The sequence below is a fragment of the Desulfosporosinus sp. FKA genome (assembly GCF_002196785.1).
GTDB classification, from domain to species: Bacteria; Bacillota; Desulfitobacteriia; order Desulfitobacteriales; family Desulfitobacteriaceae; genus Desulfosporosinus; species Desulfosporosinus acididurans.
This window is the reverse complement of sequence record NZ_NAHZ01000033.1, coordinates 342,606-355,199: the sequence shown is the minus strand read 5'-3', so window position 1 is coordinate 355,199 and position 12,594 is coordinate 342,606. Positions and strand designations below refer to the sequence as shown.

8 protein-coding genes and 1 pseudogene are annotated in these 12,594 nt (G+C 40.7%); 2 read left to right on the top strand and 7 right to left on the bottom strand.

Annotated elements, in window-relative coordinates; genetic code table 11:
• Together B5771_RS20935 and msrB are read left to right on the top strand one after the other, a co-directional pair.
• Positions 1-921 carry a response regulator gene (locus B5771_RS20935; protein ID WP_088189256.1) on the top strand — a complete coding sequence of 307 codons (921 nt, stop codon included), beginning with the start codon at positions 1-3 and terminating at the stop codon, positions 919-921.
• 42 nt (positions 922-963) lie between these two features.
• Positions 964-1,338: pseudogene (msrB, locus tag B5771_RS20930) on the top strand (peptide-methionine (R)-S-oxide reductase MsrB); the annotation flags it as partial.
• Positions 1,339-1,354: 16 nt separating this feature from the next.
• Here msrB and B5771_RS20925 read toward each other — a convergent pair.
• The 7 genes from B5771_RS20925 to kdpA form a co-directional block, all read right to left on the bottom strand.
• Positions 1,355-2,038, bottom strand: a complete 684-nt coding sequence (locus B5771_RS20925; protein ID WP_088189254.1) for a response regulator — start codon at positions 2,036-2,038, stop codon at positions 1,355-1,357.
• Positions 2,039-2,099: 61 nt separating this feature from the next.
• Positions 2,100-3,965, bottom strand: a complete 1,866-nt coding sequence (locus B5771_RS20920) for an APC family permease (RefSeq protein WP_088189253.1) — start codon at positions 3,963-3,965, stop codon at positions 2,100-2,102.
• A gap of 420 nt (positions 3,966-4,385) precedes the next feature.
• Positions 4,386-5,069 (bottom strand): response regulator, encoded by a 684-nt coding sequence (locus B5771_RS20915; protein ID WP_088189252.1) that lies wholly within the window; start codon positions 5,067-5,069, stop codon positions 4,386-4,388.
• Position 5,070: 1 nt separating this feature from the next.
• A complete protein-coding gene (locus tag B5771_RS20910; protein WP_088189251.1) occupies positions 5,071-7,767 on the bottom strand; it encodes a sensor histidine kinase KdpD in 2,697 nt (898 codons plus the stop codon).
• A gap of 64 nt (positions 7,768-7,831) precedes the next feature.
• Positions 7,832-8,410: a potassium-transporting ATPase subunit KdpC gene (gene kdpC / locus B5771_RS20905; protein ID WP_088189250.1), complete on the bottom strand. Its 579-nt coding sequence runs from the start codon at positions 8,408-8,410 to the stop codon at positions 7,832-7,834.
• 16 nt (positions 8,411-8,426) lie between these two features.
• The gene (kdpB, locus tag B5771_RS20900; protein ID WP_088189249.1) at positions 8,427-10,484 is read right to left on the bottom strand and encodes a potassium-transporting ATPase subunit KdpB; all 2,058 of its coding nucleotides are present in this window, start codon (positions 10,482-10,484) and stop codon (positions 8,427-8,429) included.
• Positions 10,485-10,511: 27 nt separating this feature from the next.
• Positions 10,512-12,209 (bottom strand): potassium-transporting ATPase subunit KdpA, encoded by a 1,698-nt coding sequence (gene kdpA, locus B5771_RS20895; RefSeq protein WP_088189248.1) that lies wholly within the window; start codon positions 12,207-12,209, stop codon positions 10,512-10,514.
• Between the last annotated feature and the right edge of the window lie 385 nt (positions 12,210-12,594).

Below are 12,594 nucleotides of genomic sequence, written 5' to 3'. Positions count from 1 at the left end.
ATGCGCTATTTTATTGTGGATGACGATATCGCTTTTCGCGCCATGCTAACAGAAATTATTGAAGAAGACTTAGCAAATGAGATCGTAGGGGAAGCTCGTGACGGTTCGGAAATCAATGCAAAACTTCTTGAGACGAAAAAGGTTGACATCTTAATTCTAGATCTTCTAATGCCTCACCTGGATGGAATTCAAACTGCAAGAAGTCTTCAAGAGGTATTTAACGGCAAAATTATTATGATTTCCCAATGCGATTTCAAAGAGATGATTGGGGAAGCCTATACCTGCGGAATTGAGTATTATATTACTAAACCTCTGAATCGGAACGAAGTTATGAGTGTTTTAAAGAAAGTGAGCGAACGTATACTGGTCGATCAATCTATCCAACATATTAAGAAAACTCTTAGTAATCTTAATGATAATTTCGCAAACCCGCTTTATAGCCCTTATCAGGTCAAGTCAATTAACGATTCTGGACGCTTCCTTTTATCAGAATTGGGAATCGGCGGGGAAAGCGGTGGACAGGACCTTTTATCCATACTTAAATATTTATATGAACATGAAAAAATCGCAGGAAACGAATACACTTTCCCATCTCTCAAGGAAATTTTCTCGAATGCAGGAAAACAAAAGCTCGGTCTGAAAAATGATCCTGTAACTCTTCAAAAGGAAATAAAGGCCACTGAACAAAGAGTCCGCAGATCGATCTACCATGCCTTAGTTCATATTGCCTCCTTGGGACTTACAGATTACTCTAATCCCAAATTTGAAGAATATGCTTCAAAGTATTTTGATTTTGACCAAATCCGAAAAAAGATGCTTGAGCTGAAGAATGGTCAAGATAGTGGTCAATCCCATGCCCGAATCAATTCGAAAAAATTTATCCAAGTGTTTTATTGGGACGCAAAAAAGCTAAATACTTAAGATAATTCTTAACGGAAAGGTAATTCAGGTCGCCTAAGTGATCCTGCAGAAGAATATCATCAAGATTTCCATGAGAAAAACTACTTCCGCTATTCTCTATATCGTCAAGGGTCTGGCCGCGATGAGTTTATAAATAAGAATTGGCCAATCGATAGATCGCAGATAAAATCCAGACTAACTGATTTACAATATCATGTTACACAAGAGAATGGCACCGAACCACCTTTCCAAAACGAATATTGGAATAATGAACGTAAAGGTATTTACGTTGATGTGGTCTCGGGCGAACCTCTATTTTGTTCAAATGATAAGTTTAATAGTGGCTGCGGATGGCCTAGTTTTACTAGGCCCATCGTCTCAACGTCTTTAAAAGAGAAAGCTGATCTAAGCCACGGAATGACTAGGACAGAGGTTCGAAGGTTAATTGTCCATTTTACAATAATCTATAACCTATTCCGGGTTCAGTAATAATATGGCGTGGTCTAGATGGATCCTGCTCCAACTTACGCCTAATCTGTCCAATGAATACCCGTAAATCTTGAATATTCTTTTTGGATGGATGCCCCCACACTGCACTCATTAATGATGTATGAGTAAAAACCTTTCCTGAATGAATGGCTAATTTTTTCACAATTTTGTATTCCGTTGGTGTAAGCATAACTTCTTTACCCTCCTTAAATACTTGCTGATGTGCAAAATCAATCTTCAAATCATCGAATTTCAAAGGAAAATGTTCCCTTGATTCTGCAACGTGACGCAAAGCTGTTCGAATGCGCGCTAATAATTCACCTACACCAAAGGGTTTTGCCATATAATCATAAGCCCCGTTATCTAAGGCTGTTATCATATCCGTTTCCTGATTTTTGTAGGACAAAATGATCACAGGAATTTGGTAGCATCCATGTAGCTCGCGAAGCACATCAAATCCATTAATATCAGGCAACTCGATGCTCAGGAGAACTAAATCGGGGGCAAACTTAACCACAGCGTCAAGTCCGTCCTTTCCTGTATCGACATCTTTAACAACATATCCATGGCCAGTAAGAGTTACCCGCAAAAGCCTGCGAATTTGTGTTTCATTATCAATTACAAGAATTTTTGTTCCTGCCTTTTTCATATCAAAACTCCTGATTTTTATGTGGATTTAAAATAGAACCATTTTCTTTAACAATTAAATTTCATTCTGATGAAGCCTGTATATTTTTAGTAGCCGCTTTCTTTTTACTAAGATGATAAGGCACACTTGCAATAACATAGTTTTTATTAAAAAATAACACTGACTTTAAGACCAATCCAGTTTGATTATGCAAGAAGTATTGCCACCATTTATGAGTTATAAATTCTGGGATCAACACCATAATTAGTTCATGAGGTGCAGTTGTTTTTTCAACACTTTCCAGATACTGAATGATAGGTGTCAAAAAGGATCTATAAGGACTGGGAAGCGTTACCAGAGGAATATTCGGATAAAAATCATTCCATCTTGTCTTCAATTTCTCTGTTTTTTCCTCGTCAAGCACAATATGCACAGCTGTAATATCGCTGCTAATGGATGTTGCATATTCTATGGTATTAACAACGACCCGAGTAAACGTGGCAACCGGTACAATAACTTTTATGTGTTCAGGGTGTTCACAAATTTGACCATCTGCACTCAATTCTTTAGCAATTTCAACATAATGTTTATGGATTTTCAAGAAAGCCATGACCAATAACGGTATTAGTACAATGACGATCCAGGCACCGCTGATAAATTTTTCAGTTGCCAAGATCAAAAGTACAATTCCACTTAAAGTAGCTCCGAATCCATTGACCATGATGTTTGTTTTCCAGCCTGGCTCTTTTGTCTTGCGCCAGTGCACGACCATTCCAACTTGCGATAAGGTAAATGAGAGAAAAACTCCAATAGCATATAGCGGGAGAAGGTTATGAGTATCTCCGCCAAAAATAGCCAAAAGTATAGCGGCCAATACTGATAAAGTTACAATTCCATTTGAAAAGACTAACTTATCGCCACGTGCGGAAAATTGCCGCGGTAAATACCCATCTTTGGCTATGAGACTAAAGACTAAGGGGAAATCATTATAGCTTGTATTGGCGGCCAGAATTAGAATAGCAGCGGTGCTAGCTTGTAATAAATAGTAGAACCATCCTCTGCCAGTTAAAATGCGAGCCATTTGCGAAATAACCGTCTCATCAGCGTTTGGTGTGACATGGAGAAGTTGAGCTAAGAAGGTAGTTCCTCCGAAGAGAAAAACTATAATAATTCCCATAGAAACGAGCGTTAAAGCAGCGTTTCGTGAACGAGGTTCTTTAAAATTAGGGACACCATTACTAATAGCCTCAACTCCTGTGAGAGCCGTACATCCTGAGGAAAAAGCCTTTGCTAATATCCACAAAGTAATGAAGTTTTGAGGGGTTGAACCTAAGACCGGATTAATTGGAGCCAGTGGAATTGGCAGACCCATAAAATGTTTATAGACCCCAACACCAATCAATGTTAATAATGAAAAAATGAAAATATAAGTTGGTAACGTAAAAACAGCAGCCGCCTCTTTAATACCGCGAAGGTTAACAATCATTAACAGTAAAACAAAGAATAAACACAGAGCTACTGTATGTTGTAGCAGACCTGGAAAGGCTGAAGTGATGGCCGCCACACCAGAGGCTATACTTACTGAAACTGTTAAGATATAATCTATGACCAATGAAGCTCCAGCAATTAAACCAGCATGTTGACCCAAATTGTCCTTTGCCACAATATATGCCCCACCACCTGATGGATAAGCAAAAATTGTTTTGCGATAGGACATGATTAACGTTGCTAACAGCAATAAAATTACTCCCGAGACTGGAAGTGCATACGACAAGGCGAAAGCACCAATTGGTGCGAGAACCCATAATATTTCCTCTGTAGCATATGCCACTGAGGATAAGGCATCTGAAGAATACACGGCCAGGGCCTTAATCTTAGTTAATTTTTCATGGGCGAGCGAAGAATTTTCAAGAGGCTTACCAATTAATAAATTTTTAAGACGAAGCATATCAATCCCCTTCCTAACTGCTTGACTTTCAAACATTGATACGTATTGTATCTATTTCACCTATGGCTGTACGACTGATATTCCCCCTTAGTCCTATAATTACACTTTTCCAATAAGAATGCAGACCTATTATAAATCTAAGGAACGTAAAAATTATATAAAAATAAGATAAATATGTAATAAAAATCGGCTTTAGACGCATAAATTAAATATAAAGATGTTATATTTAGCATTAAATTTCTTGATAAATGGAATGTTCAATTATTTCGACAAAAAATAAGGCACTAAACCCCAACTTTTAGTGCCTTCCTTTATATAAATATTCAAATTTTAGATTTGTCCGTCTCCACCTATTAATATAAGCAATAAGGCTAACTTCCAACTAAATTCATTACAAATGTTAGCTCGTTCTTTTTATTATTATACCAGCTTATACCCAACTCCAGGTTCATTGATTACATGAATCGGTTCTGATGGATCTCGTTCCAACTTTTTCCTTAACTGTCCAATATAAATTCTTAGATAATGGCTATTGGAATCGGTATTCGGTCCCCAAATCGTACTGAGGATCTGATGGTGTGTCAATATTTTTCCTTTGTTTTGGGCCAGTAAGGTCAGTAATTGATACTCTGTCGGTGTTAACTTAATCAGATTGTCATTGACTCTGACTTCTCGATTCTCTTGATCAATAGTAATATCGCCAAATTTCAGGATTTCATCATCACTAATATCGTAACTGTGTCTTAGAGCATTCCGAACCCGAGCCAGAAGTTCTCCCATGCCAAATGGCTTGGTAACGTAGTCATCCGCTCCTAAATCAAAGGCTAAAACTTTATCATTTTCATGTTCACGAGCAGTCAGCACAACAATCGGAACTCTGGAAGACTCTCTTACTTTTGTGAGAACATCAATACCATCAGAATCAGGCAGTCCTAAATCCAAAATAATTAAATCCGGTTTCATTTCACTTATCGTTTTTAGTCCCTCTTCAGCATTATAAGCTTCGTATACCTCATAACCATGTACAGACAGCGAAACCTTCAGAAGCCTAAGAATCTGCGACTCATCATCGATAACAAGTATCCGTTTTCCTTTCTCATTCATGCTAATCTCCTACCTCCTCCGGAATGCTTGCGGGTATTTCAGTTAATGGAATGGTAAATGAAATAGTAACCCCCTCATTTTCCCTATTATTTTTTGCCTCTATTACCCCATCATGCAGTTCAACGATTCCCTTTGAGATAGCTAGACCCAATCCCGTACCGCTGATCTGACGCGGAGAGCGAACTCGATAAAACTTATCAAAAATATGTTCTAAATCTTCCGACGGAATCGCTAAACCCCAATCTTGAACGGAAAATTCCACTTGTTTTTCGTTATTTCTAACAATTATATATATTTCACTATCCTGCCTCGAATATTTCAAGGCATTATCTAAAAGATTGGTAAGTACTTGTCTAATCAAAATGAAATCTACATTAATTAATAAATCTCTATTGGAAATCTCGCAGACAATTTCTCTCTTGTTCGCAGTGCGTTCCTCAAAATATTTAATGGCTTCTTTAATAATTTCATCGATCGAACACCACTCTTTGTTTAACTTAAGCATATCACTTTCCAGGCGTGCCATATCAAGCAAATTGTTCACTAACTTATTCATTCTCAAAGCGCCAATTTTAATCGTTTGAAGCAGATCTTGCCTGGACGCAGCATCGAAAAGGTTATCATTTTCCAATAGGCTTGTCACTGAACCTATCATTGAAGCGAGGGGAGTTCGTAAATCATGGGATATCGAGTTAAGTAATGCCGTCCGAAGTTTTTCAGACTCGCTTAACAGTTGGGCATCTCTTGCTTTTTCAACCAGCGATATTCGGGCGATGGCTAATGCAGTCAAGCTGGCAAAGGCATCAATTAGACTCCTTTTTTCAGATAACAGATATCTTTTTGAACTTTTAAACTGTACTCCAAGAACCCCGCAAATTCCCTGTTCCGATACTAAGGGAAGGTAAAATCCTTTAGCCCCGCCAAGAGTGTCAGTACCTCTTCCCGCTATCTGCTTATTTTCAAAAGCCCATGTGGCAACTGCCCTCTCATTTTCCTCAAATGCACTGTTGAAATTTGTGCTGGCACGTAAGACCAACTGTCCACTTGCTTCCGGAACTAAAATATCAACATCACCTTGTATGACATCCGATACTTTTTTCACAGCACTCTCCAGGACTATATCCAAGTCAGATACTGCTGCAATTTCACGACTTAAGGAATAAAGGGCTGCTGTTTGAGACTCTCTCAGACGAGAATTCATAATTTGTATTCTTAAACGGGTAGACAGATTACCCAGATAATAACCTATAAGAATCATAATGCCAAAACTGATAAGATATCTAAAATCAGCTACCGTAAATGTCAAAACTGGGGGAATTGTAAAAAAGTCATAGGTTATAACTGATATAATCGCTGTGAAAACTCCAACTTTTTTCCCGTAGCGCCCTGCGCTTAAAAGTACAGGAAGTAGATAAAGCATGGCGGTGTTAACTAGGCCTAAATCAGAACTCCCTAACCACGCAATAACAGTAATAATTGCCAGAGAAACAAATGATGTCAAATAGGGAATAGAATCATAAGGTTTTTTTACACGAGTTGACTTTACTTCATTGTGCTGTTTAGTCTTTGAACCATCGCCTGGTATAACATGAACACTGATATTGTGACTTTGCCTAAGAACTTTTTCCACGATCGAACCTGTAAAGCGTTCCCGAAAATTAAAATCACAGGATTTACCAATGATGATTTGCGTTACATTACGTTTCTGGGCAAATTCAAGTAATTCTTCAACGACATCATTACCGTTCAATGATATGATTTCGGCATTCAACTCTTGCGCTAAATGCAAGCTTTTAGCCATTTGGTCCTTTTCCTTTTCGTGTTTCAGAAAGTTTGAAGGTGTATCAATATTGACAACAAGAAGTTCTGCCTTCATTCCTTCAGCAATTCGTTTACCCATTCTTATCAGTCGTTCTCCGAACGGGCTGGCACTGATGCAAACCATGACCCGTTCACCCGCAGGCCATGGACCCTCTATGCCGTGAACCCGCATGTAGGATTCCAACTGCCGATCGACTCTTTGAGCTGCAAAACGCATGGACAGTTCTCTTAAAGCATTAATATTACCGGGTCTAAAAAACTTGTCCAGGGCATGTTTGGCTTGATTAGGAACGTAAATTTTTCCTTCTTCCAAGCGCTGAATTAACGCCTCTGTCGGAATATCAATGAGTTGTATACGGGCATTTTCTAAAATCGAGTCCGGAACTGTTTCACGAACGGTGACCCCCGTTATTTTCGCAACGATATCATTAAAGCTTTCAACATGCTGAATATTAATCGTCGTATAAACATTAATGCCCACTGCCAGGAGTTCTTCAACATCTTGGTAACGTTTGAGATGACGTGAACCTGGTACATTAGTATGCGCTAATTCGTCCACTAAGACAATATCGGGATGGATTGATAATATTTCATCAAGGTCCATTTCCTTTAAGACTCTGTCGTGATACTCAATGTCTTTGGGGGCTACTTTGGGGATCCCTTTTATTAAGGCTATCGTTTCAGGGCGAGCATGCGGTTCGACCCATCCTGCCACCAGTTTAATTCCTTCGGAGAGTCTTTCCCGGGCAGCTTCTAACATAGCATATGTCTTTCCGACACCTGCAGCAGCGCCCAGAAAAACCGTCAGTTTGCCCTTATCCTGGTCTTGTATATCAGCCAAAAGTTCATCGGGGTTAACTCGTCGTTTCTCGTTCATGTTATCCTCCCTTAAAATAACGCAAAACCAAGCAGTTAAATTTTGTAACTGCTTGGCTGATAATTTATTTTTCCAAGGTATCAAGATCAAGATTTAGCCGTAAAACGTTAACACATGGCTCTCCGAATATCCCCAATTGACGCGGAGTAGTATCTTCTCGCACCAGATTTTCGACGGTTTCAAGAGGTAGATTTCGTAATTTTGCTATTCTTGGAACTTGAATCATAGCTCCCTCCGGAGTTATATCTGGGTCCAAACCACTGGCAGATGCCGTCACAAGATCGGAAGGAACAGTTTGATTGGAACTCAATCCATTTTGTTGACGAATTCTGTTTACACGTTCGGCCACACTGTTTAAAAATTCTTTATTGGTTGGACCTAAATTAGACCCGCCTGATGCTGTAGCATCATAACCGTTTTTACCGGCAGCTGAAGGCCTAGACTGAAAGTACTTAAGGTCTGTAAAATTCTGTCCAATTAATTGTGACCCAACCATTTTACCATTTTGGTAGACCAGAGAACCATTCGCTTGATGGGGAAAGAACAGTTGAGCGAGACCCGTTACAACTAGGGGATAAGCAATCCCTGTCAGAACGGTCATTACAAGCAACATGGCAAAACCTTTCGTAAATTGCTTCAGCATCTTTAAGACTCCCTTCTTACGCCCAGCCTAAAGCAGATATAATCAAATCGATAATTTTGATTCCGATAAACGGTACGATTAATCCGCCGAGACCATAAAACAAAAGATTCTTTCTTAAGATAATGTTTGCTCCAAGCGGTTCATACTTAACCCCTCGTAAAGCGAGAGGAACCAACGCTACGATAATTAAGGCGTTAAAGATGACCGCTGAAAGAATTGCACTCTGGGGTGTAGCAAGGTGCATAATATTTAAAATCTTTAATTGAGGGTACGTTGCAAAGAATAAAGCAGGAATGATGGCAAAGTATTTAGCCACATCATTGGCGATACTGAATGTCGTTAGAGAACCTCTGGTCATTAAAAGCTGTTTACCGATCTCCACAACCTCAATAAGTTTTGTAGGATTGCTGTCCAAGTCAACCATATTTCCGGCCTCTTTAGCTGCTTGAGTACCACTGTTCATAGCAACGCCTACGTCTGCTTGAGCAAGTGCCGGAGCATCGTTCGTTCCATCCCCAGTCATGGCCACAAGATGCCCCTTATTTTGGTAATCTCTGATGAGTTTTAATTTTGCTTCCGGGGTAGCTTCGGCTAAGAAGTCATCAACTCCTGCCTCGGCTGCGATAGCAGCAGCAGTTAATGGATTATCGCCCGTAATCATAACTGTCTTAATACCCATTTTACGGAGTTGGGCAAAACGCTCTCTAATACCGCCTTTGACAACGTCCTTAAGATGAATAACACCTAATGCCTGGGCCCCCTCTGCAACAACGAGAGGTGTACCTCCCTTTTTGGCAATTTCCTCAACTGCTGTAATCACATCGGGGGCCATAATCCCGCCTTGTTCCCGGACATATTTTTCGATAGCGTCCGTTGCACCTTTGCGGATTTCCCGCCCCTCTAGATCGACACCGCTCATTCTTGTTGTAGCACTAAAGGGTATAAAGGTGGCTCCTAAACTATTGATATCTCGTTCTCTTAGATTATATTTTTCTTTGGCTAAGATCACAATGCTGCGTCCTTCAGGGGTTTCATCAGCCAGAGAGGAGATCTGGGCTGCATCTGCCAGTTTTTCGACTGGTACACCCGGCGCAGGAATAAATTCAGTTGCCATCCTGTTGCCTAGGGTAATGGTTCCCGTCTTATCGAGCAGTAAGACATTCACATCACCCGCTGCTTCCACCGCCCGGCCAGACATCGCCAAAACATTGCGTTTTAATAATCTGTCCATTCCGGCAATCCCAATTGCACTAAGCAATCCCCCAATGGTAGTGGGAATAAGGCAAACTAAAAGAGCAGCAAGTACGGGGACAGCTACGATGGTACCCGAATAAATAGCGTAAGGTTCAAGGGTTGCGACCGCAAGTAAAAAGATGATTGTCAAACCTAAAAGTAAAATTGTCAACGCAATCTCATTCGGTGTTTTTTGTCGCTTGGCACCTTCAACCAAATGAATCATCCTGTCGAGAAATGTTTCCCCGGGGTTTGCCGTAATTTTTACTTTAATCCAGTCTGACAGAACTTTCGTTCCTCCGGTAACTGAACTTCGGTCACCACCGGATTCACGAATGACAGGGGCAGATTCTCCTGTAACAGCGCTTTCATCAACCGAGGCGATTCCTTCAATCACTTCACCGTCACCAGGGATAACATCCCCAGCCTCTACTAAAACAACGTCATCTTTGCGCAAATCCGGAGCCGGAACATTGACGATCTTCTCTCCCTCGAGCTTTTTGGCTAAGGTTTCACTCCTCGTTTTCCGTAAAGCTGAGGCTTGTGCTTTTCCTCGCCCCTCAGCGATAGCTTCGGAAAAATTGGCAAAAATGACCGTTATCCATAACCAAATGGTAATTTGCAGATCAAACCCTAACGTCTTGGCATGTGCAAATAAATCTCTTAATACAAAATAGGCACTTAACACAGCCACGACCTCTACTACAAACATCACTGGATTACGCCACATGATCGATGGGTTTAATTTTTTGAAAGCGTCTTTTATAGCTTCTACTATCATTACGGAGTTGAAACTCCCGGAAGAGGTTTTCTTACCTTCATGGCTCACATTTTCTTGCATGTTATTGCCTCCAAGTTACTATTAAGATTATTTTCCAATCATCATTAAATGTTCAACAATAGGACCTAAAGCAAGCGCCGGGAAGAAGGTTAAGGCACTGATAATAATGACAATCCCGGCAAGTAACCCTCCAAAAAGCAGCCCTGTTGTCTGAAACGTACCAGGCCCTTCCGGCACGGCTTTCTTCTTGACCATACCGCCTGCTATGGCTAGAACCGGAAGAATGATCCCAAACCTTCCGAGAAGGATCGCTATCCCTAAGGCAATGTTATAAAACGGTGTATTGGCATTTAAGCCTGCAAAGGCGCTGCCATTATTCGCAGCAGCCGATGTAAAAGCATAAAGAATTTCACTTAAGCCATGGGGGCCGGGATTTAAAATGGACGAAGTTCCTGCTTTTGTGATACTCGCCAGACCACTGCCAACTAAAATAGTTACAGCCGGTACGAGGATCGCTATGGTCGCCATCTTCATTTCCCAGGATTCAATTTTTTTACCCAAGTACTCCGGAGTACGGCCAACCATTAACCCCACGATAAAGACCGTTAAAATCACAAAGATGAGCATACCGTAGAGTCCTGCCCCGACTCCGCCAAAAACAACTTCGCCCAGCATCATTTGCAGCATCGGAACCATGCCGCCGAGAGGGGTTAGACTGTCATGCATCGCGTTGACCGCTCCGCAAGAAGCTGCCGTTGTAATGGTAGCAAAGAGCGCTGAATTCGCAATACCAAAGCGTACTTCTTTTCCTTCCATTGCCGACGGGCCGCTGACGCCTAATGCCGTCACATTGTGATTTCCAAAGATTTCACTCGAATACGTAACCCCCACAAAAATAAGGAAAAGAGTGAGCATCGTGACAAAGATGACCCTTCCTTGCTTGGGATTACCCACCATCTGTCCGAAGGTAAACGGTAAAGCCGCCGGAATAAGCAGGATAAACAGCATTTCCAAAAAGTTGGTGATGGGAGTGGGGTTCTCGAAAGGATGAGCTGAATTGGCATTGAAAAAGCCCCCGCCATTCGTACCAAACATTTTAATGGCCTCTTGGGAGGCAACCGGACCCATCGCCAATGTTTGTTTCCCGCCATCAAGCGTTGTAAGGTGTAAATAGGAACTGAAATTTTGTACGACACCTTGTTGAGTTAAAATAAGAGCGCCAATGATTGACAACGGAATCAAGACCCATAAAATCGAGCGGGTTATGTCTACCCAAAAGTTGCCGATGGTTGAAGCTGATTTTCTAGCTAACCCCCTTGTGAGAGCCACGACAACGGCTATTCCTGTTGCAGCGGAAACAAAGTTTTGAACGGTGATTCCTGCCATTTGCACTAAATAACTCATAGTCGACTCACCGGAATAAGCTTGCCAGTTAGTATTCGTAATAAAACTTGCAGCCGTATTAAAGGCTAGGTCAGGGGAAACCGCTCCAAAACCCTGAGGATTCAACGGTAGATACTTTTGTAACAGCTGAAGTAAAAATAGGACGATAAAACCGCAAAAGTTAAAGATAAGGAGTGCCCCGGCATACTGTTTCCACCCCATTTCGGATTGTTCTTCAGTTCCTGTTAAGCGGTAAATCAACTTTTCGAGTGGCCGAAAGAACGGGTCAGTCCAAGTTTTCTCTCCACTAAATACTTTGGCCATATATCTGCCCAAAGGAACCGCTAAGACTGTCAGAATGACAACATAAAGAAGTATTTGTACAATATCCATCGTTCTCATCAAGTGATCCTCCATTTTAATAGTAAGGAAGTGCTTCCGTTACTTGTTTAAACTTAAAATGAAACTTAGATGTTTTCGGCATTAATTAATACGTAACCTAAATAACCCAAAAGACCAACCGTAACTATCCCACCCAATATTAGGTCTAACATCTTAATTCCCCCTCTCATGATTCCTTATTATCCACATAATGAGGCTCAGACAAGCTGCATAAATCTCCTAAGTCATATTTACGCGTTTTATGCTTTCTTGTTTGATAAACTTGCATTGTGTTATTTTGCTAAAAAAATAGTGCATTTAATCATCTTTATTTGTAAATAGCGCTAAATTTTATTTACTATTAAGTAATTAACTTTTACGCCAGATCATTTTTAAGGGTTAAAAG

What these genes read in the sequence shown, in the direction of transcription:
- B5771_RS20935 (WP_088189256.1), top strand. Translation starts at nt 1, where the DNA reads ATGCGCTATTTTATTGTGGATGACGATATCGCTTTTCGCGCCATGCTA.
- B5771_RS20925 (WP_088189254.1), bottom strand. Translation starts at nt 2,038, where the DNA reads ATGAAAAAGGCAGGAACAAAAATTCTTGTAATTGATAATGAAACACAA.
- B5771_RS20920 (WP_088189253.1), bottom strand. Translation starts at nt 3,965, where the DNA reads ATGCTTCGTCTTAAAAATTTATTAATTGGTAAGCCTCTTGAAAATTCT.
- B5771_RS20915 (WP_088189252.1), bottom strand. Translation starts at nt 5,069, where the DNA reads ATGAATGAGAAAGGAAAACGGATACTTGTTATCGATGATGAGTCGCAG.
- B5771_RS20910 (WP_088189251.1), bottom strand. Translation starts at nt 7,767, where the DNA reads ATGAACGAGAAACGACGAGTTAACCCCGATGAACTTTTGGCTGATATA.
- kdpC (WP_088189250.1), bottom strand. Translation starts at nt 8,410, where the DNA reads ATGCTGAAGCAATTTACGAAAGGTTTTGCCATGTTGCTTGTAATGACC.
- kdpB (WP_088189249.1), bottom strand. Translation starts at nt 10,484, where the DNA reads ATGCAAGAAAATGTGAGCCATGAAGGTAAGAAAACCTCTTCCGGGAGT.
- kdpA (WP_088189248.1), bottom strand. Translation starts at nt 12,209, where the DNA reads ATGAGAACGATGGATATTGTACAAATACTTCTTTATGTTGTCATTCTG.